The sequence below is a fragment of the Chryseolinea serpens genome, from assembly GCF_900129725.1.
Classification (GTDB): domain Bacteria; phylum Bacteroidota; class Bacteroidia; order Cytophagales; family Cyclobacteriaceae; genus Chryseolinea; species Chryseolinea serpens.
Map to the genome: position 1 here is coordinate 251,829 of NZ_FQWQ01000006.1, position 24,597 is coordinate 276,425.

The window sequence follows — 24,597 nt, forward strand, 5'->3', positions numbered from 1 at the left end:
GAAAATCCATATTTGCATTCTTTACGTATTTAAAATCTATACTTCAAAAAATGACTCCCTGCATTCCACAGCACCCAGACCATCGGATAAGCCATTTACACAAAAAAAGAATATCCATGAAGACAATTTATGGCGTCATGCTCTTTATCCTGATCGTCGGTCAGGCGCACGGCCAAAGCGACGATGTCCGGAAGAAACAATACAATGTCAAGAACGCTGTTGCGCTCGGGGGCTATGATGCCGTGAGCTACTTTGATGGCAAGCCGCAGGAAGGAGCGTCGGAATTTAAAACCGTCTACAAAGGGCTTGTCTATGAGTTCGTCTCACAGAGCAACCTCACCAAATTTACGGCAAATCCCGGCAAATATGAACCGGCATATGGCGGCTGGTGCGCCTTCGCCATGGGTGAGTCGGGCGAGAAAGTGAAGGTCGACCCCGAAACCTATACGATCCTCGACGGCAAACTTTATCTCTTTTATAATTTCTGGGGCAACAACACCTTGACGGACTGGAAAAAGAATGAGAAAAAATTGAAAGAAGCGGGCGACCGCAACTGGGACAAATTCGTTCACTGATCCAAAATTTTTTGAACAACTGCAGTGGCGCGCTGAAATATGAATCGTTTTCTCTTAACTTCGAAACTTAACTCCCCATTATGAACTTGAACCAGGCATGCGCAAACATTCTTGCCCAGCTAACCGAGTTGGTGAATCAAATTCATGAACCCGATTTTACAAAACCTGCCGAAACCCTGAGTCGCTCCACCATCGGACAACACCTGCGCCATACGCTGGAGTTTTTTATTTGTTTTGAAAATGGTTTTCACGGTGGCCTCGTCAACTACGACAAGCGCGCACACGACAAGCGAATGGAAAGCGACAAGTTTATAGCGCTCTCGACCATCGACCGGATCCAGGATTTTGTTTACCGGTTGGAAGAAAAAACCATGCAACTGGAAGTGGGCTATGACCTGGAGCGGGAAGATTTTATTACCATTGAAACTACCGCCATGCGCGAGCTGGTATACAATATCGAACATGCCGTACATCACATGGCCATTATGAAAATCGGCATTCATGAGATCGCGCCCTATGTTAAACTCGCGCCCGATTTCGGAGTAGCGGCTTCCACGCTGCGCTATAAAGAAATCGCTTATTCTACCGCCCATAGTTAGATCACTAAATGTCATTTGTCGAAACGGTAAAGCGCAGTAATTTTTTTATCAAACTCACCCATTGGGAATACTGGCCGTTCGGCATTGTGCAGTTTCCGGTGATGCTTTATTATGGCTGGCTCTCGTTGCGGGCACGATCGTTTTTCTTTTTCTCAGCGTCCAATCCGGGGATACCGATGGGTGGTATGTTTGGAGAATCGAAGTACGATATCCTCTCAAAAGTTCCGCGTACCCACACACCGACCACCATTTTCATTCCAGCCTCGTCGACAAAGGAAGAAGTGTTGTCGCGACTGCAAGAAGGCCATCTTGAATTTCCAATGATTTTTAAACCCGATTTGGGTGAGCGCGGATTTATGGTGAAACGCATTCAGTCCGCCGCCGATATTGAAGCCTATCTTCAGCAGATGAAATTCGACTTTATCGCACAAGAGCTGGTGGACCTTCCTTTGGAATTCGGCGTCTTCTACACCCGGTTCCCGCAAGAAGCACACGGCCGTGTGACCTCGGTGGTGAAAAAAGAAATGCTTACCGTGACCGGCGACGGCACCAGCTCGCTGCAACAACTCATTCTTGCCAAGGATCGCGCAAAGCTGCAATGGGAGACGTTGAGAAATACCTATCGCAACCGCCTAACGGAAGTGCTAAAGGCCGGGCAAATCCTGGAGTTGGTCTCCATCGGCAACCATTGTCTCGGCACAAAATTTCTCGACGGCACCAGCCTGATCTCGCCTGAACTGTCGGCTGCGTTTGACCGCATCAGCCAGCAAATTGACGGCTTTTATTTCGGACGATTCGATTTGCGCTGCGCCTCCGAAGCAGATCTGACGGCCGGGCGCGTGAAGGTGATGGAACTGAACGGCTGTGGCGCCGAGCCCGCCCACATTTATCATCCCGGCTATTCCCTGCGCAAAGGGCTTAGGGTGCTCTTTACACACTGGCGTAATATCTTTATTATTGCCCGGGAAAATTCAAGACGTGGCGTGCCCTATACTTCCTGGAAAGAAGGCGCGAGCTATTACCGGAAGTTCAAGGCGGCCACGCAAGCCAAATGATCGTACTGCTCAACTTTGTGATGGGTTTTGTTTTTAGCTTCATCGGCTCCATCCCGCCGGGTACGCTCAATCTTTTGGTACTGCAGTTGGGCATGGAGAAAAAGATCAACATTGCCTGGCGATTCATCCTGGCCGTGGCCCTGATCGAGTACCCGTATGCCTGGATTGCCGTGGCGTTCGAACAATTGATCACCTCCACGCCCGTGATCGTCGAAAACATGCAGTTGATCACGGCCATCGTCATGACCGTGCTAGGGATCTTGAATCTTTGGCCCACCAGCAATACTCCTTCTGCATTTTCTCAGAAATTTAACAACAGTGGTTTCCGACGGGGCATCATCTTGAGCATCCTCAACCCGCTGGCCATCCCGTTTTGGATTGGCACCACCGCTTACCTGAACGGCCAGGGATGGATCGAATTGAGCACTCCCCTCCGTCTTCACAGTTATGTTTTCGGAACGTCGATGGGTGTGTTGGTGATCCTGGTGTTGATGGCCTACCTGGCGCAGAAAGTGATCTCCGAGTTTCAACATAGTTCATGGTTGAAAAAGATTCCTGGCATCGCCTTGCTGGTATTGGGTCTTTACGCTTTCGTGCGATATTTGATGTAACCCAACTCTGCTCATGAAAAAACCGGCGTGGAAAATCTGGATCGATACGGGAGGAACCTTCACGGACTGTATCGCGCTTTCACCGGTTGGGGAATTAATACGGCTGAAAGTTTTGAGCAGCAGCGTGCTGCGGACACGAATCGGCCGCGCAGAGGGGAACAACATCACGGTATATCTACCGGCAGCAGTTTCCGCTGACTTTCTAAAGGGAATGAGCCTTCGTTGTGGAAAGGAAATTCGAACGATCACACAGTACGATCCCTCACAACAAAAAATATCGCTTGACAAGCCGTTGACAGAACGGTCGTCTATTGAAACTGCCGAATTATTCACGGGCGAAGAAGTTCCCGTTTTCGCCGCACGCTGGATCACACAAACCGGCCTACACGATACCTTTCCTTCCATCGAAATGAAGCTAGGCTCTACTCGCGGGACCAATGCTTTGCTGGAACGAAAGGGCGCACGAACGGCGCTGCTCGTTACAAAAGGTTTTAAGGATTTGCTACTGATCGGCAACCAGCAACGTCCGGATCTTTTTGCGCTAGCCATCAAAAAAGAAAACCCACTCTACACCGATGTGATCGAAGTAGACGAACGCATCGAAGCCAACGGAAACGTGCTGCAGCCCGAGCATGCAGACGAACACGGTAAGCTCGTTGCTCGTCTACAAAAAAATAAAATCGAATCCATTGCCATCGCATTGCTGAACAGCTATGCTAACCCGGTCCACGAACTTGGCATGGAACAAACCCTGCGAAACGCGGGGTTTTCATACTTATCGCTCTCCTCGAAACTTTCATTACAGATCAAAATACTACCCCGGGCCGAGACGGCGCTCGTCAACGCTTATCTCGATCCGATCATTCACCAATACATTTCCAAGATCCGTACGGTGTTGGTTTCGGCCGATCTGAAGGTGATGTCCAGTGCAGGCGGATTACTCCCCGCGGATGATTTTCAGCCGAAGGACAGTCTGCTCAGCGGTCCCGCCGGCGGTGTCATGGGGGCCCTCTTCAAGGCCCGGCAATCCGGCATCGACAAAATATTGACGTTCGACATGGGCGGCACCAGCACGGACGTGTCGCGCTGCAACGGGCGGCCCGACTACCGCTTTGAGGCCACGGTGGAAACACTCAAAATACTATCACCCTCGCTGGCCATCGAAACCATCGCCGCGGGCGGTGGCTCCATCTGTGCTTACGACGGGTTCCGCTTCACGGTCGGTCCCCACAGCGCAGGAGCCTCTCCCGGACCCGCATGCTACGGCGCTGGTGGGCCGCTTACGATCACGGATATCAATGCCTTGTTGGGAAGGTTGGATGAGGACAATTTTTCCATTCCCATCAAGCTCTCTGCCGCAGACGATGCATTGGATGAGTTACTAAAACGCGTTCGTAAAAAAAGAAAAACAGCGCCCGGCAAAGAAGAAGTGCTTGAATCGTTCATCGACATCGCCAACGAAAAAATGGCGGAGGCCATTCGAAAAGTTTCGCTTTCAAAAGGACATGATCCCTGCGAGTATGCTTTGCTCAGCTTCGGTGGTGCCGGCGGCCAGCATGCATGCGCGCTGGCTTCTATCCTGGACATGCAACACGTCATCATTCCCTACGACGCCGGGTTACTCAGCGCCTATGGCATCGGGCATGCACGGTTGGAAAGTGTAAAGGAAAAATTGGTGTTGAAGAAATTGCGCGAAGTGTTTCTCCAACTCGATGATGACTATCGGCTTCTTTCCGATCAAGCGAAAGAATCGCTGACCGCGAGCGCCAACGAACCGCTGCAAAATATCCAGGAACACCGGCTGATCTTCCTCCGGTTGAAGGGACAGGAAACTTCTCTGGAGATCGAATTCACAACGAAGGAAGAGCTGGAGAAAAAATTCATAACCCAATATAAAATCGTTTATGGTCACTGGCTAAGCGATCGCGACATCGAAGTGGAGTCGCTCCGCGTAGTGATGACCATTGGCACGGAGCCACAGGACGATGCGCCAAAAGGGAAAGCCTATGTCCCCGAACCGGCGAAACAAAAACGGATGTTCATCTCCGGCAAGTGGCGCAAATGCAACGTCTACCGTTGGGAAACGCTGTCGCCCGGAGCCCGCATCCAAGGCCCAGCCCTCATCAGCAGTCTCAACTCTACCGTGGTGCTGGAAGACGGTTGGACATTCGACCTGGATGAAAAACAAAACGCGCACATTCGCCATGAGCGCGTCACCAAAAAAAGAAAGGTGGCTTCACCGGAAGCGCAATTGGAGTTGTTCACCAACCGCTTCACCGCCGTGGCCCTCGAAATGGGGACATTGTTGCAACGCACGTCTTTCTCCGTCAATGTGAAGGAACGACTGGACTTCTCCTGCGCGGTGCTCGACGCCACGGGCAGCCTTGTGGTCAATGCGCCTCACATCCCTGTTCACTTAGGAAGCATGGGGGTGTGTGTTCGCTCCGTCATGAAAACACTCCCCATGAAGGACGGCGATGTGATCATCACCAACCACCCGGCGTTTGGTGGCTCGCATCTTCCTGACATTACATTGATCCGGCCTGTATTTTTCCGCAAACAACTCGTGGGCTTTGTGGCCAATCGCGCACACCACGCCGAGATCGGAGGAAAGAAACCCGGATCCATGCCGGCGGACGCCACATGCCTGGAAGAAGAAGGTGTGGTCATCGCCCCACAGTATCTCGTGAAAGGCGGCGTTCCCCAATGGGAAAAAATTGAATCGCTATTTTCAAACGCCCCCTATCCCACGCGGTCGCTCCAGGAAAACCTCGCCGATTTAAACGGCGCACTGGCCTCGCTCGTGCTGGGAGCTGATACATTGAAAACCTATTGCAAGCAATTTGGTCTGGCAACTGTGCACCGGTATATGCAATTGCTAAAGCAACATGCTGCAATGCTGATGCGTCAAAAAATAAAGACCTTCGGCAACGGGACGTTCAAAGCGAAAGAACTTCTGGACAGCGATGCCCCACTGCAGGTTTCCATCTTCAAAAAAGGAAAGACATTGCATTTTGATTTCACCGGTTCGGCAAACGTGCAACCCGGAAATCTCAACGCCACCGTGGCGATCGTCAACAGCGTAGTGTTGTATGTGCTTCGCCTATGGGTGGACGAGCCTGTTCCGTTGAACGAGGGGTTGTTGAAAGACGTGAAGCTTATTCTTCCTCCAGGCCTGCTCCATCCAAAATTTTCGAAAGACAACAAAAAGTCACCAGCGGTGGTAGGCGGCAATACGGAGATCAGTCAGCGCTTAACCGATACGTTGCTGAAGGCCCTGGGACTATCGGCGTGCAGTCAGGGCACCATGAACAATTTCCTGTTTGGGAACGAACGCTTCGGCTACTATGAAACCATCTGTGGTGGTGTCGGGGCAGGGCCCGGATTTGACGGCGCCGATGCCGTCCATCAGCACATGACGAATACGCGCATCACCGACCCCGAAATTTTAGAATTCCGTTATCCCGTGCGCTTGGAAAAATTTGAGATCCGTCGCGGCTCAGGCGGCAAGGGAAAATGGAAAGGTGGCGACGGCGTAGTGCGCGAATTCTATTTCAAGGAGGCCCTCGATATCAACCTGCTCACACAACATCGCACGGTTCAGCCCTTTGGCATGAAGCAAGGCGAACCCGGAAAAACCGGCGAACAATTCATCATCCGCCACCAGGGTGGGAAGAAAAAGCTTCAGGGCGTGGACGGTGCCCGCATTCAACCCGGCGACCGGCTAACGATCAAAACTCCAGGGGGTGGAGGCTGGGGCAAGCCTAAATAAAAAAGGCCACCGCGTGGGTGGCCTTTTTCTAAACTATAGGTCTTCGCGTCTTAGTATACGAGGCTATTCTCTGTCATAAATTCAGCGATCTGCACGGCGTTCGTAGCGGCTCCTTTGCGCAGGTTGTCGGCCACGATCCACATGTTGAGGGTGTTGGGTTGAGACTCGTCTCTGCGAATTCTTCCTACAAACACCTCATCGCGATTGTGCGAATTGATGGGCATCGGGTAGATGTTGTTCTTCGGATCGTCTTGTACGATCACACCTGGCGTTGTAGACAGGATCGAGCGTACTTCGCTCAGGTTGAAGTCTTCATAGAACTGTACGTTCACCGCCTCGGAGTGACCACCGATAGAAGGAATGCGCACCGTTGTAGCCGTTACGCCGATCGTGCTGTCACCCAGAATTTTTCTGGTTTCATTCACCATCTTCATTTCCTCTTTCGTGTAGCCGTTGTCCAGGAACGAATCGATGTGCGGCAACGCATTCATGTCGATCGGGTGAGGATATACTTTCGGGCCATTGATGCCTTTGCGTTCATCCATCATTTGCTGAACGGCGTCTTTGCCGGTGCCGGTCACTGACTGGTAGGTGGATACTACAATTCTCTTCAGCTTGTATTTCACGTGAAGCGGTGCCAACGCCATCACCATTTGAATGGTGGAGCAGTTAGGGTTGGCGATGATACGGTCGTCGATGGTCAGTTCGTGGCCATTGATTTCGGGCACGATCAGTTTTTTTGTAGGGTCCATTCTCCAGGCCGACGAGTTGTCGATCACGGTCGTGCCTGCAGCAGCATATTTAGGTGCCCACTCCAGGGAAGTGCCTCCACCGGCCGAGAAAATCGCGATGTCTGCACCCAGTTTGGCGCCTTCTTCAATGCTCTTTATGGTATAGTCCTTACCCTTATACTTTATAACCTGCCCTACCGATTTCGGCGAGGCAATCAAATGGAGTTCGTCAAATTCAAAACCTCTTTCCTCTAATACTTTGAGGATTTCCTGGCCCACAAGTCCGGTGGCGCCTACAACTGCGAGTTTCATTTTTTATTTATATTTAGAAAGTGTAAAATTAATCTTTCCCGTTGTGCTTATGAAAAACCACATGCAAATATGCAGGTTTTCAAACTTGCAATCGTTTACAGCAGCAATTTTTCTAACGCTTTTCGCTACGCTCCCCACCCAACAAATGTTCGCTCAGCTCTCGGATGCATTCGATGACGGCGATTTCACGCAGCAGCCAGCCTGGTCCGGAACGTCTGCATACTTTCAGGTGGTGACCCAACAACTCCGGCTGAGCGCTCCGCCTATAAATGGTCAGGCTTACCTTTCCACACCGAGCCATGCCCTGGAGGAAGGGTCCTGGGAGATCGATCTCTCGCTCGACTTCAACCCCTCCGCCACCAACTACGCTCGTATCTATCTTGCCTCCGACCAATCCGATCTCTCCGGACCGCTGAACGGCTATTTCATTCAAGCAGGTGGCGCGGCCGACGATGTGAGCTTGTACCGGCAAACCGGCCTCGTCATTACAAAGGTCATCGACGGACAAGATGGCTTGCTCAACCAGACCGCCGTCACACTAAGCTTGAAGGCGACACGCGACGCCAACGGCTTGTGGCAACTTTTCTCCGCCCTTGGATCGTCTCCCAGCACACTGGAGGGAACCGTCACCGATGAGGTCATTCTTTCCGCAGAATACTTTGGTGTGTCCTGTGTTTTTACGGCCACGCGCTCCGACAAATTTCACTTCGATAATTTCATCGTAACCGGTCATGTCGTCACGGATAAAACTCCACCCTTACTGAGCGACATCGAAGTGCTTTCCTCTAAAACACTTTCGCTGACGTTCTCCGAAAATCTTGACCAAACCTCCGCCCAGACTCCCGGAAACTTCAGTCTGGAGTCAAACGGGGAAGAGCCGGTTTCGGTTATGCTTCAGTCCGATGGCCGGACCATCGTGCTGGGATTTGCCACGGAGTTTGTCAATGGGCTACCAACCAAAATCTCAGTCACCGGAGTTTCGGATTTGGCTGGGAACAACATCCTGCCCGTCCAGCGGGAATTTACCTTTCTGGAGGTGATGGCTCCCGTCGCCAAAGACATTATCCTATCAGAAATCTTCCCGGATCCCTCGCCCAAAGTGGGACTCCCGGAGACCGAATTCGTGGAGCTTCTTAACCGCAGCCATCACCCCTTTTCGCTAAAAAACTGGAGCCTGACCGATGGCAGCTCGGTGACAGTTTTGCCCTCCAAAATCTTGCTTCCAGGCGACTATATCGTGCTCGCATCACCGAATTTAATCCTTACTCAAGTTCAAAATGTTATCTACCTGGCTAATTTTCCATCTCTAAACAATAGCGCCGATGACCTCGTGCTCAAAGACGATCATGGCCTGACCATCGATTCCGTTCACTATTCAGACACCTGGTACGGCGACGACGACAAGAAACAAGGGGGCTGGTCGCTGGAAATTATCGACCCCGACAATCTGTGTAGTGAGGCCCAAAACTGGACGGCAAGCGACGACCCCTCCGGTGGGACACCCGGAAGACCAAACTCGGTTTTAGCCTCCAAACCCGACCTCACGGGACCCAAGTTACTGGGCGCCGTTCCCGCATCGGCAAACGAACTGCTGTTGATTTTTGATGAAAAACTGACCAAGGTCTTGCCGGCGGTACCCAATTTCAAAATTGAACCCTCCGTAGAGGTCGCCCGTGTGTCGTTTATCGACGCCTCACTCACCCGCGTAAACCTCGCGTTGACTTCCCCGCTCCAGCCGGGCACGGACTATACCCTGACGGTGAGTAACGCTCAAGACTGTACCGGAAATAGCATGGCGGAAACCCGTCTATCCCTTGGCCTGCCCGAGGTTGCCGATAGTCTCGACGTCGCATTGAACGAAATCCTGTTCAACCCCAGGCCTACCGGCACCGATTTCCTGGAGATCGTCAATGTTTCAAACAAATATTTCAATCTTAAGAACTGGACGGTGGCCAACCGCGAAGAAGGGGTTGTTAAAAATGCCAAAGTCATCAGCACAACTGATTTTCTATTAAAACCTGGAGCCTATTTGGTGCTGACCGTTTCCGCTGACATCCTGAAAGGTGAGTATCCGCTTTCGGTCGAGGAAAATTTCCTGGAAGTGCCTGCATTACCTTCGTGGAGTGACGATGAAGGATCGGTTGCCTTACTCGACGACACGGGACTGTTGATCGATCATTTCTCCTATACAAAAAACCTCCATTCCCCTTTCATAAAGAACGACGAAGGTGTGTCGTTGGAACGCATTTCACTTGACGTACCGGCCTATGTTCCCACCAATTGGAAGTCCGCCAGTTCTACCATTGGGTTTGCCACTCCAGGTTATGTCAATTCTTCCGCCGTGCCTTCTTTGTTGTGGGACGAAAGTGCCGTACAGGTCACTCCATCGGTATTCATTCCGTCACTGGGACAACCCGACTTCACACAGATCCACTACGCCTTTGCACAAGGTGGCTTCGTGGCTAACGTGAAGATCTTCGATTTACAGGGGCATCGCATCAAGACGATTGCGAACAATGAAATCCTCGGAACAGAAGGATTTTTCCGGTGGGAAGGTGATAGTGATAGTGGCGACAAGGCGCGCATGGGGCCGTATATGGTTTGGTTCGAGATCTTTGATGGAGATGGGAAGGTGACAACGTTTCGGAAAGAGGTGGTGGTGGCGGCGAAGTTTTGAGAATCAGGAGCCAGAATCCAGGAGCCAGGAGCCAGGAGTAAGAGCCAGGAGTCAGTAGTCAGAGGCAGAATTCAGAAGTCAATCAGACGCGTGGTGAATTATTGGATTCGGACGCAGGTCCAGCTGGCTTCTACGATCTTTTCGTCCGCGTGGTAGCCGATGCCGGTTTGTTTGATCAGTTTGGGATTGAGGCGGAGGTTTTGGACGATCATGCGGAAGGGTTTTTCATAGGGGAGTCCTTTGAAAAAGTTGGCGAACTCGATGGCCGCGAGGGCGAAAAGGCCGTCGGTGAAGCCCAGTTTTTTTACGCCTGCGCCGCCGCATTGGGCCAGCGATTCGATCAACACTACGCCGGGAACGAAGCCAAATTCAGGGAAGCTTCCGTTTAGGAATGAGTCGGCGCTACTGAAGGTTTTTATGCCTGTGATTTCCTCCTGTGAAAACGAAAGCACTTCGTCTACATACAGAAATGGGTTCCGGTGCGGAATAAGGTTTTCTATTTCTTTCATAAGCAAGTTTACTAAAAACAGACAAAAATGTATGAGTTGTCTAGCCTTAGCGTTGTGTCAGTCTTTGAAAATAAAAACTTTGCCCTCGCCTTTCCGGGTGATGTAGCCCCGGTACATGCCGGGGGTGCAGAAGGGGAGGGCGAAATTTCCCTGGCGATCGAGGACGATCGCGCCGCCGTTGCCTCCGAGTGCGGGTAATTTTTTCAAGATCACGCTGTCGGCAGCTTGTTGCACGGTGAGGCCAGCATATTTCATGAGGCTCGCAATATCGTGGGCGGCGCTGAGTCGGATGTAGAATTCTCCCCAGCCGGTTCCGGACACGGCACAGGTAGCGTTCTCGGCGTAGGTGCCGGCACCAATGATGGGAGCATCGCCCACTCTGCCATATTTCTTGTTGGTCATGCCGCCGGTGGAGGTGCCCGCGGCGAGGTTGCCGTATTGGTCGAGGGCGACGCAGCCTACGGTCCCGAATTTTTTATCCTTGATGTACGGGTCGATCCATTGGGCTTCGTGGTTTTTTTCATTGGCTTTTGCTTTGATCAGTTGCTGGTAGCGAGTCGAATCGAAGAAGTAGCTGTTGGGCACGATTTCAAGGCCTTGTTCTCCGGCAAATTTCTCGGCGCCTTTTCCGGTCAGCATCACGTGCTCCGACTGGGTCATGACCGCGTAGGCGGCTGTGATGGGATTTTTTATGGTGGTGACACCGGCCACGGCGCCGGCCATGAGATTGCTGCCATCCATGATGGCGGCGTCCAGTTCGTTTATGCCTTCGCTGGTGAAGACGGCCCCTTTGCCAGCGTTGAAGAGGGGTGAATCTTCCATGATGCGAATGGCGGCAATGACAGCTTCGGTGCTCTTACCTCCACGCTCCAGCACCGCGTAGCCGGAGTCTAGGGCGGCCGTGAGGCGCTCGCGGTAGGCGGTTTCTTTTTCGGGGGTAAGATTCTCGCGGAGGATGTTTCCCGCTCCTCCGTGGATCACCAGAGTGATGGGACCGGGTTTTGCCTCGGTAAGGGCCACTTTCTTCCCGTTTTTTGGTGTACAGCCAACGGCGATCACGATCAGCAAAGGGAAGAGAAGTTTCACCATATAGCGAAAAACACGGGTTAAGAAGGCGGGGAAATTTAATCAGAACACCGGTTCGGCAATTAATTAAGTCAATATTTTTGTTTTCGTGCATGGACGCATAATTTTGCGCATCTTTTACCAAACGGAGAAACCCCATTATGGCTAAGAATAAGAAAACAACCTCGAAGGCAGCAAAGAAAGCTCCTGCAAAAGCTAAACCGGCAGCCAAAGCGAAAAAGACGGTCGCCGCGAAAGCTAAAAAAGCTCCAGCCAAGAAGGTTGTGGCCAAGAAAGCAGCCCCCAAAGCTCCGGCCAAAAAGGCAGTGGTAGCCAAGAAAGCAGCTCCTAAAAAAGTCGTAGCGGAAAAGAAAGCAGAGAAGCCCGTAGCGCTCAAGGTCGAGAAGGCCGCACCCAAGGTTGAAAAACCTGCGCCCAAGGCGGCTGTTGCTCCTAAACCGGTTGCCAAAAAGGTGGAATCCGCTCCCAAAAAAGTAGAAAAAGAAAAAACAGATAGGCCGGTGCAATCTGCCCCCGCGGCAACCAAGCCGGCTCCGCCACAATTAAACATTTTTCCTGTGCCAAATCAGAGACCTATCGCGCATAAGCAAGTGAAAGCATCGAGCGGTGAAGACAGAACGCGCTACTCCGAAGATGAACTGAGAGAATTTGAAACACTCATCAACAAAAAGCTGGACAAAGCCAAAGATGAGTACAGAATCCTGAAAGAAACCCTGAATCGCAACAACGACGAAGGAACCGACGCCACCTCGGGTGGAAATACGAAGGTGCTGGAGGACGGTGCTGAAACGGCAGAGAAAGAAAATCTCAGCCAGCTTGCAGCCCGCCAACAGAAGTACATTATGAACCTGGAAAATGCATTGATCCGTATCAAAAACGGCACCTATGGCATCTGCTCCGTCACCGGCAAGCTGATCCCGAAGGAACGCCTCATCGCTGTGCCGCATACGACGCAGTCGATCGAAGCGAAAATGATGCAGCAGGACTAGATTAGAGCCCCTTTCCCCTGTCTGGCGTTGCCGGACAGGGTGTTCGCCTTCTTACCGGAATTTTTACCGTATCTTTATCAACGCTGATTACCCGTGGACTTTTTACAAAACCATATCGAGGCCCTCATCTTTTGCACGCCCACGCCAATTAAAACGGCCGACATCAAGGCATGCCTTTCCGAAATGTTCAATGCAGACGTTCCGGAAGAAGACATTCAGGGTGCTATTCAGCGACTGGATGAAAAATTTCAGGGCGAAGAATTTTCTTTCCAACTTTTCAAATCGTCTGGCGGCTATCATTTCCTGACCAAGCCCGCCTACCAGGCCAGCATTGGCATTATGCTAAAGCAGCAATCGAAGAAGCGGTTGTCTACGTCGGCGATGGAAACGCTTTCCATCATTGCCTACAAACAGCCGATCTCGAAAACTGAAATTGAAAATATACGCGGTGTAAATTGTGACTATGCCGTACAAAAACTGCTCGACAAGAGCTTGATTGAGATCACCGGTAAGGCTGATACTATTGGGCGCCCGATGTTGTACGGCACCACGCCCAAGTTCATGGAGTACTTTGGAATTAATGATCTCGCGGAATTGCCAATCCCGAAAGATTTCGTGGCAGAAGTAAACACGATTGGCGAAAATCCAGAGACCGAAACCACAATTACCCCAGACCCCGAACCCGATGCCCAGATCTGATTCCTCAAGTTCATCACGCGGCCGCAAAGGCCCCTCATCTAAAAGCACAGGGGGAAGATCCGCCGGCCGTTCAGGTGACAAACCCTTTAAGAAGCCCGCAGGAAAATCGTTCCGCAAAGATTCCGATGGAGGTTCTTTTGCTGCCAAACGCAGCGCGAAACCTTTCAGCAAAGACCGCGACGACAAACCCGCTTTCAAAAAGAAATCTTTCGGTGACGAAGGCGGCACGAAAAGACCTTATAAGAAATTCGATAGCGGCGATAAGCCGTCGTTCGGTAAACGGACCTCCGCGTCATCGCGTGGGGAACGTCCTTTCAAAAAAGCGGGAAGTGACGATAAGCCTTTCGGCGATCGCAGGCGCTCGTCGTCCACTGGACCTCGCGAAGAAAGACCTTACAAAAAATTTAGCGGCGACGACAAGCCTTTCGGCGACAGAAGACGCTCGTCTTCATCCGGACCCCGCGAAGAAAAACCTTACAAAAAATCCAGTAGCGGCGACAAGCCCTTCGGTGATAGAAGGCGCTCATCCTCTGCAGGACCTCGCGAAGAAAGACCCTACAAAAGAGCCAGCAGCGACGACAAGCCTTTCGGCGACAAGAGACGTTCCTCCTCAGCACCGCGCGAGGAAAGACCTTACAAAAAAAGAGCTGACACTGGCGATAAACCTTCGTTCCGCGACAAAGATGCATCGCGTGGTGAAAGACCGTTTAAAAAGGCCGACGATGCTGAAGATCGTTCGCCAAGAAAATTCGACAGCGGAAATTTTGGCAAGCCCTACAAAAAAGCCTATCCGAAAAAAGACGATGAAGGCGAGAAGCCCGTTCGCCGCGAAAGAAGCGAAAGAAGTGCGCCACTGGAAAGCCGCAGCGACAGACCGGTAGAGAAGTTTGACAAGGCCAAGATCGTTCGCCGCAAGGCATCCGATAGCGCAACCGCTGCCCCTGCTAAAAGCAACGAAGCCGAAGCACCGGCACAGACGGGAAAGATCCGTCTCAATAAATTTATCGCCAACAGCGGCGTCTGTTCACGCCGTGAGGCCGACGAACTCATCACGATGGGATTGATCTCGGTAAATGGCAAGACCATCACCGAACTCGGCTATAAGGTAAATCCTGGCGACGAAGTACGTCACGAAAGCAAAGTGCTGCGCGCGGAGAAACCGGTTTACATTCTGATGAACAAACCGAAAGGATTTCTCACCACAACCTCCGATCCGCAGGAACGCAACACGGTGATGCACATCATCGCCAACCACGTGAAAGAACGCGTATACCCTGTCGGCCGCCTGGACCGCAACACAACCGGTCTCTTGTTGCTCACCAACGACGGTGACCTGGCCGACAAGCTCATGCACCCGTCCTACAACGTAAAGAAGATCTATAAAGTGGAGCTCGACCGCCCCATCACCAAAGGCGATGCGCAAACCATTCTCGAAGGTGTGAAGCTGGAAGAAGGCCGCGCCGTGGTGGATGATATTGCCATCGTTTCGGAAGATCGCAAAACCGTGGGCCTCGAAATTCACATCGGCTGGAACCGCGTGGTGCGCCGCATCTTTGAATCGCTGGAGTATCAGGTGGTGAAACTGGATCGCTCGGTGTATGCGGGGTTGAACAAAAAGGACCTTGGCCGCGGCGAGTGGCGATTCCTGACGAAGGAAGAGCTGATCCTCCTGAAGCACTACAAGTAGGTTCTAGGCGTTCTCCAGCACGATCTTAAACGTACTTCCCTTTCCCAATTCGGAATCTACCAGCACGATGCCCTTGATCTTGCGCAAAGCCTCTTGTACGATGTACAGGCCCAGGCCGGTGCCTTCCGTGTCGGAAGAGGCGCGGTAGAACATGTCGAAGATCTTCGAGATATTTTCTTTTGCAATACCCCTGCCGTTGTCCTCCACGGCAATCTCCACCACTTGTTTCACGCGTTTGAACGTTACCCGGATAAAAGGATTGGGTTGGTCCAGGTTGTGATATTTCACGGCATTGGCCATGAGGTTGTTCAGGATGATCTTCATTTGGTTGTAGTCGCTCTTGAACAGGTGGCTGTCTTCGGTATTATAGTCGAGCGAAATAGCGGAGGCGCCTTTGTTGAAGCGGATGTCGTTGATCGTGTCGTCCAGCAACCTGGAAAGGTCGAGCTCTTCCACTTTCAGGTCGATCTTTTTGCTGCGCGACAAACTGAGGATATCGCCCATGACGAGGTCGAGACGCTTGATCCGCTCTTCGATCATGTTCATGAAGCTGCGGGCCTTTTCTTCCTCCAGCTCTATTTTTCCCAGGTACGTAAGCCCGAGAATGGATGCTATTGGGGTGCGCAGATCGTGCGAAGTGCTGGACAAGAAGCTGTCGAGTTCTTTGTTTTCGCGGTTCAGGTTTTCGCGTTCGTCTTCGAGGAACCACATGACCATGCTCATGCCCATGAGACTGATCAGCAGCAAATCGACCGCGCCAAACAAGTCGAGCGCATTTACTTTTATGCCCAGTACGTTGAATAATTTGATCGTGAAATAATACAATTGGTAGGCACTAAAACTGATCAGCGAGCCCGAGAGCAACTGCTGACCAAATCCTTTCGAAAATTTCTTGTTCGTCCACACCACCATGCCGGCCATGAGAAAGCCGATGCCCGTGATGATGGCGCGACTGCCAAAGCTGAGCAAGTAGTATGAGAACGGTCCCGACAGGCTGAAGGCCACCACCGAGAAGAAGGCCAGTATAGAAGAAGCCGCCAAGATCATATTGAATCTTCGGCGGGGGAAGGCACGCTCATAGACCAACTCGTAGGTGCCCCGCAAAATGAGGATGATCTGCAGAAAACACGACAACTGTGCCACCACGCTGACCGCCTTCCGGAGAAGTGAGCCGGTGGGATCGAGGAAAACTGAAAGCACGCCCGAGCTGCCCAGGTAGATGGTGAAAGCCATCCAACTGAGGGCCCATGTGAAAAGGAACCGGCGGCGGGCCAGCTTGCCAAAATGTCTGAAAATAAAGTAAAAGATCAGGCCTAAAATCACTTCGGCCAGATAGATGTAGAGCAAACGGGTATGGTCTTCGGAGAGGTTAAGCGAACCCATTCAGTACGTTTTGATTAAGTCCCCACGGAAGGAGACCGGTTTCTATGCTAAATTACTAAAAATGACACGTGTGCGGATAAAAAAGAAAAAGCCTCCGAGGGGGAGGCTTATCTTTTGCGTGGTGATGGAGGGAATTGAACCCCCGACACAAGGATTTTCAGTCCTTTGCTCTACCAACTGAGCTACATCACCTAAAAATGAGGCACAAAAGTATGTAATTTTAGTTTCCATCCAAAAAAGGATCAGGTTTTATTAAGTACCGCTTTCCTTTTAAGATTTAAGAGTTTAAATCGGAATATGATTCAGCAGATCGCATTTATCATTGTTTTGGGGGCTGCCAGCTATTTCATCCGGAAACGTATTTTAGTGATCCGGGCCAATATTAAGCTCGGAAAACCCAAGGAGATCAAGGATCGGGGCGCCGACAGGATGCGAAACATGCTGCTGGTGGCTTTTGGCCAAAAGAAGATGTTCAAGCGGTTCATTCCCGCTTTTTTGCATTTTTTTATCTACATCGGCTTCCTCATCATCAACCTGGAGGTCCTGGAATTTATCATCGATGGGATGGCCGGTACCCACCGGATTTTCGCGCCTTATCTGGGTGCTCTCTATCCGTTCCTGATGAACCTGTTTGAATTCCTGGCCGTGGCGGTTTTGGTGGCCTGCGCCATCATGCTGATCCGGAGAAATATTATCCGGGTAAAGCGCTTCTGGTCGGCCGAGATGACGGCGTGGCCCCGTTTGGACGCCAACCTCATCCTGATCACCGAAATTGTTTTGATGACGGCCATTCTCACCATGAATGCTACCGACCAGGTGCTGCAAACAAAAATGCCCGAGCACTATGCCGCCACCGGCAAATTATTCTTTAGCGCGAATCTCATCCCGCTTTTCCAGAACATGGACGTCGTGCCCCTGGTGATCATCGAACGCTTTGCATGGTGGTTTCACATCATTGGGATCCTGGGATTCGCCATTTACGTGACTTACTCCAAGCACCTTCACATCTTCCTGGCGTTCCCCAACACCTACTTCGCCAATCTTGAAGCCAAAGGCCATATCCTCAACATGCCGGTGGTGACGAACGAAGTGAAATCGATGCTGGGCCTCACCGACGCTGCGGCACCCACGGGCCCACCAGCCGAGCCCGGGCGTTTCGGCGCAAAGGATGTGAACGATCTGACCTGGAACAACCTGCTGGCCGCCTACAGCTGCACCGAGTGTGGACGATGCACTTCCGAATGCCCCGCCAACCTGACGGGCAAAAAACTATCGCCGCGCAAGATCATGATGGACACCCGCGACCGCATGGAAGAAGTAGGCAAGAGCCTCAGCACGGGCGGGGCTGGGTTGGGCGATGGCAAAACGTTGTTGAACGACTACATCACCAAAGAAGAGATCAACGCCTGCACCAGCTGCAACGCCTGTGTGGAGGCCTGTCCGGTGATGATCAATCCGCTGGAAATTATCCTGGAGTTAAAACGCTACGTGGCCATGGAAGAATCGGGGTCGCCCGCTTCGTGGAATGCCATGTTCCAGAATATCGAGACCAATTTTGCGCCGTGGAAATTTTCGCCCGCCGACCGCTTCAATTGGGCCAATGAATTAAAGAACAAGTAAAGAAACACAAGGCATGTCAGACGTAACGTTTTCCGTACCCACCATGGCCGAGCTGGCGGCCAAAGGAGAGAGTCCCGAAGTGCTTTTCTGGGTGGGGTGCGCAGGCTCATTCGACGATCGCTACAAGCGCGTGACCAAGTCTTTTGTGAAGATCCTGCATGCCGTGAACATCAAGTTTGCCGTGTTGGGCACGGAGGAGACGTGTACGGGCGATCCGGCACGCCGGGCGGGCAACGAATTTCTTTTCCAGATGCAGGCCATGAACAATATCCAGGTGCTCAATGGCTATGGCATAAAAAAGGTGGTGACTGCCTGTCCGCATTGCTTCAATACGATAAAGAACGAATACCCGGAGCTAGGTGGAAGCTATGAAGTGGTCCATCATTCCACATTTCTTCAAAATTTAATTTCCGAAGGGAAGATCAAGTTGAAGGAAGGCGGCTCCTTCAAGGGACGAAAGATCACCTATCACGATTCCTGCTACCTGGGCCGGGCCAACAATGTTTATGAAGCGCCCCGTGCCGTGTTGGAAGCCCTGGATGCCGACTTGGTGGAAATGAAACGCTGCCGCACGACGGGTCTTTGCTGCGGCGCCGGCGGGGGGCAAATGTTCAAGGAGCCCGAAAAAGGAAATAAAGACATCAACGTGGCGCGCACAGAGGAGGCCCTGTCGACGGGTGCCGCGACCATTGCCGTGGCCTGCCCGTTTTGCATGACCATGATGAGCGACGGGGTGAAAAATAAAGAGCGCGAAGCCGATGTCCAGGTGAAGGATCTCGCCGAACTTATTGCCGAGGCACAAGGTTTATCCTGAAAATGAAGTAGCCATGTTTGTACCTTTCGAATCACTGGCCGACCACAGCCGCTTGTGGATCTACCAATCCAATAAAAAATTAAGCGCCGGAGAAATCGATATACTTTCCGACGCTTTGCGTGCGTTTACAGAGCAATGGACCGTGCACGGTCAACCCATGAAAGCTTCCTTCCATATTGCTCACAACCGGTTCATCATGCTGGCTGCCGACGAAGGATACAACGCCGCCAGCGGCTGCTCCATCGATGGATCGGTGCGCACCCTCAAGGTGTTGGGCCAGGAATTGAACGCCGACTTTTTCGACCGCACCCAGGTAGCCTTTCAATTGAACGATGAGGTGGTGGCGCTACCGCTGGCGGAATTGAAAAGTAAATATGAAGCAGGTTTGTGGACCGCGAAGACACCCGTCTTCAACACGCTGGTAGACACAAAAGGCAACCTTGCCGCACAATGGCTCACCCCGGCCGGGGCAACCTGGCTGAAACGTTATTTACCAAAAGAAACCATATCGGGCTAAGCCGGATATTTTGTAGTTTTATTCCATATTTTAGAGACTGTTATGAGGTTAAGATTTTTACTATGGATCGTCCCCGTTTTTCTGGTTGCCTGCAGCGCCGAAAAGAAAGCACAAAAAGCGTTCGTGTTTGGCAAATACCAGAATTCGATAGACCTCTTTAAGAAAATTCAGGCCAAGAATCCCAACAATGGCAAGGCCAACTATTTTATTGCCGAATCCTACCGTCTCTCCAACCGTGTTAAAGAATCCGAAGCCTACTATGCCAAAGCCGGCGGCAAAGGCATCGACAAAGACACTGTACAATACTATTATGCGGAAGCCCTGAAAGCGAATGGCAAATACGCCGAGGCAAAAGAGGTAATGAACAAACTTGCCGCCAGCGCAGCCACCCCCGCCATGAAGGACCTCGCAAAAGCGGGAGCCGACGGCATCGCGTATGTCGAGCAACTGGAGACCAAGACAAATTATTATAAGATCAAGAACCTGGAGTTGATCAACACGCCTTCCAGCGAGTACTCGCCGGTGTTCCTGAACAATGAATTGTACTTTACATCTTCCCGCGGCAAGGATCGCATCTATGAAGCCACGGGTACGCCCTTCACGGATATTTACAAAGTAGCCAGCCGTGGTGCCAATGTGGATGTCGCCACCGTTGCACCCCTCCCCACCGGCATCAATTCTGAAAGCATCAACGACGGTTGCATCACATTCTCGCCCGATGGCAAGACCATGGTTTTCGCCAAGGGCAACAACGGCAAGCGGAAAGGCACACTGGATGTGGACCTGTATATTTCCCGTTTCAGAAACAACGTGTGGACCGATCCGGTCATGATCAACATCAACCAGCCCGAATCCTGGGATTCGTCCCCGGCGTTTAGCCCCGATGGACGGACGCTGTATTTCGCATCGAATCGCAAAGGAGGTTATGGGGGCGACGATATTTATTCTGCACAGATGGATTCGCGTGGACGTTTTTCGAAACCGCGCAACCTTGGTCCTGAGATCAACACGCCCGGCAACGAGCTTTTCCCCTACATGGCGGAAGATATGAAGCTCTATTTTGCTTCCGATGGTCATCCCGGCTATGGAGGACTCGATGTCTTCGTCGTGAAGCGTGTGAATGGAAAAAATTCCATCGAAAACCTGGGTCAGCCCATCAACAGCACAGGTGACGACTTCGGCATGTTCCTGTTCAAACCGGATCGTGGTTTTATGACGTCCAACCGTGAAGGCGGTAAAGGCGATGACGATATCTATACGTTCGTCAATGAAGATCCCAATCTGAAAGTGGTGAATTACTACTTACAGGGTATTACTTATGGCAAGGACAAAGAGGAGAAGGTTCAAATACTGCCCAACACAAAAGTAACGGTGCTCGACGGCAAGGGTGAAGTGATGCAGGACTTTGTAACCGGTAACGACGGCAAGTTCTTGTTCCGGGTATACGAAAACGAAGACTATACACTGACCGGTACCAGCGATGGATACCTTATGAAACGTCAGACCTATACTACCCGCGGCCGATCGGTAGACCCAATGTCCTTAAAGGAATTGCTGACCACGATCACCTTCGATACAACCCTGGTGCTGGATAAAACTGAAACCGGCAGATCCTTCGTCCTCGACAACATTTATTACAATTTCGCTCGATGGGAAATTCGTCAAGACGCCGCTGTGGAGTTGGATAAGCTTGTGCAGTTGCTGATCGACAACCCGGAGATCAAGATTGAATTGGGTTCACATACCGACAGCGTGGATACTGAGTCCTATAACCTGGATCTTTCCCAGAAGCGCGCGAACTCGGCCGTCAGTTATATCATACAGCACGGCATTGCCCCCGACCGTCTCGTAGCAAAGGGTTATGGTGAATCCAAGCCCATTGCCCGCAATACCAATCCTGATGGCACCGACAATCCGGTAGGCCGCCAGAAGAACCGGAGAACTGAATTCAAAATCCTGGAAATCAGGGCTGTTCCGAAAACCCTCGAAACCGACGACTCCTTCGACGAGGACAAGTACTTTAAGAGCGATGGCAATTAGCGCCCGTGATATAAAACCGGGCGAAGCAAAATAGATGCGTTCAGGCAAAGATCGTTCCTTGTTCAATAAGTCAGAATCAAGTAAAGGGTTCCCGTCTTATCGGCAAGGCACAAACGCCAAGCTTAGTGGTAGCAAATAAGAAGGGCACTGCCCTCACTCAAACAAAAAGATCAACTGATATAACGCAAAAGAGGCCGCCTATATGGGCAGCCTCTTTTTTGTTTTATGCTTTTGATGAAAACGCTTACGCCGCCTTCTTCTCTGACTTCTTCATATTTTCCATCTTGATCTCTTTGTAGCGAACGATCTGGATCGCACCGACTTTGTGCAATAGTTTGATCACAATGTACGTCGGGTCGATCTCGTGCCAGCGGATGCCGCCGAAGTTTGCACGCGAGCCGTTCTTGTGGTGGTTGTTGTGATAGCTTTCGCCCATCATCAGGAAATCTACCGGGAGGAAGTTGCGTGATGTGTCGCCTACTTCAAAGTTTCTGTAGCCGTATTTGTGTGCAAACCAGTTGATGATGGCACCGTGAACAGGGCTCATCAGGAATTGGATGGGCAACAGGAGCCACAGCCACCAATGGTTGGCATAGACAGCATATACACTGATGTAGATACCAGCCCAGAAAATTCTGGATGGCCACGAGCGGGCAAATTTGTCGAACGCCTCCCAAGTGGGCACGCCTTCGGTGAAGCGCTTCTCAGGAATAAGCTTACGGTTGGCGATGTCGGAATAGATGGTCTTTGTTTTCCACATCATGTTCCAGATGGTCTCGTCGTATTTGGGGGAGTGCGGGTCGTCTTCGGTGTCGGCAAAGGCGTGGTGCATCCGGTGCATCACTCCATAGCCGTAGGCGCTAAGGTAGTTGGCTCCCTGGAAGATCCACGTGAGCACAAACGTTACCTTTTCGGCAAACGGGCTCATGGTAAAGGCTTTGTGGGCGGCGTAGCGGTGCAGGAAAAATGTTTGAAAGAACAGGGACAGATACCAGTGCGCTATAAAGAAGATCAGAATGACGGTCATGAAAATGTTTTATAGGTTTAAATTTTTTTACAAAAGTCCGCAAAACCACGGGGGCTTTTACTGCTAGACAAAGTCGAATCCGTTTTGTGACAGATTTGAAGAAAATTATTCGGATTTTTTTGAGGCGGCGTCAGAAACGTCCTTTTTGAGCTCCTGGACGAGTTCTGCGGCATTTCCAAAATCACAAGCCTTGCGAAAAGTCTCTAACAAGGTGGATTTATCGGGAAGTTCGAAGTTCAGTTTAGCCGTTTCCTCGCTCAGCTTTTTCTTGGCCCGGCAAAAGAGTTGGCGGCAGTGATCTTTTTTCTTGTCGAACGTGTCCTGGAGGGCTTCATAATCGAAGTCGAATACCTCCTTCAATAAGTAAACAGCCCGTTCCAGCGGCTCCAATTTGGCATGCAGGATCTTCATGGCCTTGGCCAGTTCTGCATCCAGGTCGAGGTGGGCGAAGCTGGTTTCTTTGAAACGTCCTATGATTTCGGCGATGGTATGCTGGTTTAACAGCTCTTCTTTTTTGTGCCGAAGGGTATTGATGTGATTGAGGCAGTTATTGCGCACCGCGCGGATGAGGTAGGCCCGGGTGTCCTCCACTTTTTTGGGGCCCAAACTCAGCCATTTCAGGAAAGTTTCCTGCACAATATCTTCCGCATCGGCTTTGCAGCGTACGATGTTGTAGGCAATGGCGTGCAACATCGGTTGGTAGAGTGTTATGGCTTGGTCGCGACTCATAAAATGGTAGTAAAGATACGACGATATGGGGGATAACACACCATGGTTTTAAGGCTTTTCGGCGGGATAATTCGCTACCATACAGTTGTTTGTCCTGCAAGATTAACACACTTGGACGAGCCATACCGCCGAAAAACATTACCTTTGCGGCGTGTAAGGATCATTTGATTTTTTTGCGCACTAGTTTTCGCCTTTTTTGGTTACAAGCGATATGACAGAATCAACCGTAAAACCCGAAGTCCGGAGCAAACCCATTATCGTGCAAGAGATCGCTTTTGCAGCGATGCATTTGCTTCCCCTCGGAGCACTTTACACAGGCGCTACCAAATTCGATTGGATCGTCTGTGCTGTGCTTTATTTTGCCCGTATGTTCTGGGTCACCGGTGGCTACCACCGTTATTTCGCCCACAAATCCTATAAGACCTCCCGCTGGTTCCAGTTCGTGATCGCCTTCATGTCGCAAACCACGGCACAGAAAGGCGCGCTCTGGTGGGCAGCCCATCACCGCCACCACCATCGCCACAGCGACACACCCTCCGATCCGCACTCGATGAAGATCTATGGCTTCTGGTATTCGCACATCGGCTGGATCGTGGGACCTGACTTTAAAGAAACAGACTACAAAGTGATTGGCGACTACGCCAAATATCCCGAGCTGGTTTGGCTCAACAAGCACTACCTCGTGCCGCCCACCATTCTTGCCTTGGTGGTGATGGCCCTCGGGGGCATCGTGAACGGTGGCAGCATCCTGGCCATGTTCACCACGGCCGGCTTCTCTTCGCTGTTTATCGGATTCTTCCTGAGCACCGTGATCCTGTATCACGCTACGTTCTCGATCAACTCGGTCATGCACAAGTTTGGGACACAGCGCTACGAGTCGAACGACGAGTCGCGCAACAGCGTATGGCTGGCGTTGCTCACCATGGGTGAAGGCTGGCATAACAACCACCACTATTATGAAACCGCTGCCCGCCAAGGATTTTTTTGGTGGGAGATAGACATCACCTATTACATCCTGCGGGGCTTTGCCGCCGTGGGTTTGATCTGGGATTTGAAGGAAGTGCCGAAGCATATCAAACTTTCCAAGAACAAGCAGGAAGCTGCTGCACTACGGAAAGCCTATGAGACGGAGAAGATCAATGCAGCATAAGGGTGCGGCCTGAAA

The 24,597-nt window shown here is 51.4% G+C and carries 20 protein-coding genes and 1 tRNA gene; 14 read left to right on the top strand and 7 right to left on the bottom strand.

What is annotated here, in order from left to right; all coding sequences use genetic code 11:
* The first annotated feature begins 116 nt into the window (after positions 1 to 116).
* The 5 genes from BUB30_RS32515 (at position 117) to BUB30_RS32535 (ending at position 6,612) form a co-directional block, all read left to right on the top strand.
* Entirely contained in the window at positions 117 to 575 is a 459-nt protein-coding gene (locus tag BUB30_RS32515; RefSeq protein WP_073142916.1) for a YHS domain-containing (seleno)protein, read from the top strand.
* 80 nt (positions 576 to 655) lie between these two features.
* A complete protein-coding gene (locus BUB30_RS32520; protein ID WP_073142918.1) occupies positions 656 to 1,174 on the top strand; it encodes a DinB family protein in 519 nt (172 codons plus the stop codon).
* Positions 1,175 to 1,182: 8 nt separating this feature from the next.
* A complete protein-coding gene (locus BUB30_RS32525; RefSeq protein WP_073142920.1) occupies positions 1,183 to 2,229 on the top strand; it encodes an ATP-grasp domain-containing protein in 1,047 nt (348 codons plus the stop codon).
* Positions 2,226 to 2,840, top strand: a complete 615-nt coding sequence (locus tag BUB30_RS32530; protein ID WP_073142922.1) for a LysE family translocator — start codon at positions 2,226 to 2,228, stop codon at positions 2,838 to 2,840. The genes BUB30_RS32525 and BUB30_RS32530 overlap by 4 nt, the downstream gene beginning before the upstream one ends.
* Positions 2,841 to 2,853: 13 nt before the next feature.
* A complete protein-coding gene (locus BUB30_RS32535; protein ID WP_073142924.1) occupies positions 2,854 to 6,612 on the top strand; it encodes a hydantoinase B/oxoprolinase family protein in 3,759 nt (1,252 codons plus the stop codon).
* A 50-nt stretch (positions 6,613 to 6,662) separates the two neighbouring features.
* Here the strand turns inward: BUB30_RS32535 and BUB30_RS32540 are convergent, their stop codons facing one another.
* A complete protein-coding gene (locus BUB30_RS32540; RefSeq protein ID WP_073142926.1) occupies positions 6,663 to 7,655 on the bottom strand; it encodes an aspartate-semialdehyde dehydrogenase in 993 nt (330 codons plus the stop codon).
* A gap of 145 nt (positions 7,656 to 7,800) precedes the next feature.
* Between BUB30_RS32540 and BUB30_RS32545 the strand changes: the two genes are divergently transcribed.
* Positions 7,801 to 10,332 (top strand): lamin tail domain-containing protein, encoded by a 2,532-nt coding sequence (locus BUB30_RS32545; RefSeq protein WP_073142927.1) that lies wholly within the window; start codon positions 7,801 to 7,803, stop codon positions 10,330 to 10,332.
* A gap of 98 nt (positions 10,333 to 10,430) precedes the next feature.
* Here BUB30_RS32545 and BUB30_RS32550 read toward each other — a convergent pair whose 3' ends face one another.
* Both BUB30_RS32550 and BUB30_RS32555 read right to left on the bottom strand, forming a co-directional pair.
* The gene (locus BUB30_RS32550; RefSeq protein ID WP_073142929.1) at positions 10,431 to 10,841 is read right to left on the bottom strand and encodes a 3-hydroxyacyl-ACP dehydratase FabZ family protein; all 411 of its coding nucleotides are present in this window, start codon (positions 10,839 to 10,841) and stop codon (positions 10,431 to 10,433) included.
* A gap of 57 nt (positions 10,842 to 10,898) precedes the next feature.
* Positions 10,899 to 11,930: an isoaspartyl peptidase/L-asparaginase family protein gene (locus BUB30_RS32555; RefSeq protein ID WP_073142931.1), complete on the bottom strand. Its 1,032-nt coding sequence runs from the start codon at positions 11,928 to 11,930 to the stop codon at positions 10,899 to 10,901.
* A 587-nt stretch (positions 11,931 to 12,517) separates the two neighbouring features.
* Here BUB30_RS32555 and BUB30_RS32560 point away from each other — a divergent pair.
* From BUB30_RS32560 to BUB30_RS32570, 3 genes are all read left to right on the top strand, one after another.
* Entirely contained in the window at positions 12,518 to 12,916 is a 399-nt protein-coding gene (locus BUB30_RS32560; RefSeq protein ID WP_073143466.1) for a TraR/DksA family transcriptional regulator, read from the top strand.
* 93 nt (positions 12,917 to 13,009) lie between these two features.
* Complete coding sequence (gene scpB, locus BUB30_RS32565) at positions 13,010 to 13,615, top strand: SMC-Scp complex subunit ScpB (RefSeq protein ID WP_073142933.1); 606 nt, start codon at positions 13,010 to 13,012, stop codon at positions 13,613 to 13,615.
* Positions 13,602 to 15,302, top strand: coding sequence for a pseudouridine synthase (locus BUB30_RS32570; protein ID WP_073142935.1), 1,701 nt, complete (start codon positions 13,602 to 13,604; stop codon positions 15,300 to 15,302). The genes scpB and BUB30_RS32570 overlap by 14 nt, the downstream gene beginning before the upstream one ends.
* A 3-nt stretch (positions 15,303 to 15,305) precedes the next feature.
* Here the strand turns inward: BUB30_RS32570 and BUB30_RS32575 are convergent, their stop codons facing one another.
* Both BUB30_RS32575 and BUB30_RS32580 read right to left on the bottom strand, forming a co-directional pair.
* Positions 15,306 to 16,685 (bottom strand): sensor histidine kinase, encoded by a 1,380-nt coding sequence (locus BUB30_RS32575; protein ID WP_073142937.1) that lies wholly within the window; start codon positions 16,683 to 16,685, stop codon positions 15,306 to 15,308.
* Between the two features lie 119 nt (positions 16,686 to 16,804).
* Positions 16,805 to 16,877, bottom strand: a tRNA-Phe gene (locus BUB30_RS32580).
* Positions 16,878 to 16,982: 105 nt separating this feature from the next.
* Here BUB30_RS32580 and BUB30_RS32585 point away from each other — a divergent pair.
* Genes BUB30_RS32585 through BUB30_RS32600 form a run of 4 tightly spaced genes read left to right on the top strand, consistent with a single transcriptional unit; the run spans position 16,983 to position 21,676 of the window.
* Positions 16,983 to 18,305 carry a 4Fe-4S dicluster domain-containing protein gene (locus BUB30_RS32585; RefSeq protein WP_073142939.1) on the top strand — a complete coding sequence of 441 codons (1,323 nt, stop codon included), beginning with the start codon at positions 16,983 to 16,985 and terminating at the stop codon, positions 18,303 to 18,305.
* Positions 18,306 to 18,318: 13 nt separating this feature from the next.
* Positions 18,319 to 19,119 carry a (Fe-S)-binding protein gene (locus BUB30_RS32590; protein WP_073142941.1) on the top strand — a complete coding sequence of 267 codons (801 nt, stop codon included), beginning with the start codon at positions 18,319 to 18,321 and terminating at the stop codon, positions 19,117 to 19,119.
* A 13-nt stretch (positions 19,120 to 19,132) separates the two neighbouring features.
* Positions 19,133 to 19,636 (top strand): hypothetical protein, encoded by a 504-nt coding sequence (locus BUB30_RS32595; RefSeq protein ID WP_073142943.1) that lies wholly within the window; start codon positions 19,133 to 19,135, stop codon positions 19,634 to 19,636.
* Between the two features lie 42 nt (positions 19,637 to 19,678).
* A complete protein-coding gene (locus BUB30_RS32600; protein ID WP_073142945.1) occupies positions 19,679 to 21,676 on the top strand; it encodes a CHU_0125 family OmpA-like outer membrane integrity protein in 1,998 nt (665 codons plus the stop codon).
* Between the two features lie 244 nt (positions 21,677 to 21,920).
* Here the strand turns inward: BUB30_RS32600 and BUB30_RS32605 are convergent, their stop codons facing one another.
* Together BUB30_RS32605 and BUB30_RS32610 are read right to left on the bottom strand one after the other, a co-directional pair.
* Complete coding sequence (locus BUB30_RS32605; protein ID WP_073142947.1) at positions 21,921 to 22,703, bottom strand: acyl-CoA desaturase; 783 nt, start codon at positions 22,701 to 22,703, stop codon at positions 21,921 to 21,923.
* A gap of 105 nt (positions 22,704 to 22,808) precedes the next feature.
* Positions 22,809 to 23,471, bottom strand: a complete 663-nt coding sequence (locus tag BUB30_RS32610) for a sigma-70 family RNA polymerase sigma factor (protein WP_245804214.1) — start codon at positions 23,469 to 23,471, stop codon at positions 22,809 to 22,811.
* Between the two features lie 172 nt (positions 23,472 to 23,643).
* Here BUB30_RS32610 and BUB30_RS32615 point away from each other — a divergent pair, with 172 nt between their 5' ends.
* Positions 23,644 to 24,582: an acyl-CoA desaturase gene (locus BUB30_RS32615; RefSeq protein WP_073142951.1), complete on the top strand. Its 939-nt coding sequence runs from the start codon at positions 23,644 to 23,646 to the stop codon at positions 24,580 to 24,582.
* Positions 24,583 to 24,597 lie beyond the last annotated feature (15 nt).

Excerpts from the sequence above, each read along its gene's own strand:
- BUB30_RS32515 (WP_073142916.1), top strand. The coding sequence starts at position 117 with ATGAAGACAATTTATGGCGTCATGCTCTTTATCCTGATCGTCGGTCAG.
- BUB30_RS32520 (WP_073142918.1), top strand. The coding sequence starts at position 656 with ATGAACTTGAACCAGGCATGCGCAAACATTCTTGCCCAGCTAACCGAG.
- BUB30_RS32525 (WP_073142920.1), top strand. The coding sequence starts at position 1,183 with ATGTCATTTGTCGAAACGGTAAAGCGCAGTAATTTTTTTATCAAACTC.
- BUB30_RS32530 (WP_073142922.1), top strand. The coding sequence starts at position 2,226 with ATGATCGTACTGCTCAACTTTGTGATGGGTTTTGTTTTTAGCTTCATC.
- BUB30_RS32535 (WP_073142924.1), top strand. The coding sequence starts at position 2,854 with ATGAAAAAACCGGCGTGGAAAATCTGGATCGATACGGGAGGAACCTTC.
- BUB30_RS32540 (WP_073142926.1), bottom strand. The coding sequence starts at position 7,655 with ATGAAACTCGCAGTTGTAGGCGCCACCGGACTTGTGGGCCAGGAAATC.
- BUB30_RS32545 (WP_073142927.1), top strand. The coding sequence starts at position 7,801 with ATGTTCGCTCAGCTCTCGGATGCATTCGATGACGGCGATTTCACGCAG.
- BUB30_RS32550 (WP_073142929.1), bottom strand. The coding sequence starts at position 10,841 with ATGAAAGAAATAGAAAACCTTATTCCGCACCGGAACCCATTTCTGTAT.
- BUB30_RS32555 (WP_073142931.1), bottom strand. The coding sequence starts at position 11,930 with ATGGTGAAACTTCTCTTCCCTTTGCTGATCGTGATCGCCGTTGGCTGT.
- BUB30_RS32570 (WP_073142935.1), top strand. The coding sequence starts at position 13,602 with ATGCCCAGATCTGATTCCTCAAGTTCATCACGCGGCCGCAAAGGCCCC.
- BUB30_RS32575 (WP_073142937.1), bottom strand. The coding sequence starts at position 16,685 with ATGGGTTCGCTTAACCTCTCCGAAGACCATACCCGTTTGCTCTACATC.
- BUB30_RS32585 (WP_073142939.1), top strand. The coding sequence starts at position 16,983 with ATGATTCAGCAGATCGCATTTATCATTGTTTTGGGGGCTGCCAGCTAT.
- BUB30_RS32590 (WP_073142941.1), top strand. The coding sequence starts at position 18,319 with ATGTCAGACGTAACGTTTTCCGTACCCACCATGGCCGAGCTGGCGGCC.
- BUB30_RS32595 (WP_073142943.1), top strand. The coding sequence starts at position 19,133 with ATGTTTGTACCTTTCGAATCACTGGCCGACCACAGCCGCTTGTGGATC.
- BUB30_RS32600 (WP_073142945.1), top strand. The coding sequence starts at position 19,679 with ATGAGGTTAAGATTTTTACTATGGATCGTCCCCGTTTTTCTGGTTGCC.
- BUB30_RS32605 (WP_073142947.1), bottom strand. The coding sequence starts at position 22,703 with ATGACCGTCATTCTGATCTTCTTTATAGCGCACTGGTATCTGTCCCTG.
- BUB30_RS32615 (WP_073142951.1), top strand. The coding sequence starts at position 23,644 with ATGACAGAATCAACCGTAAAACCCGAAGTCCGGAGCAAACCCATTATC.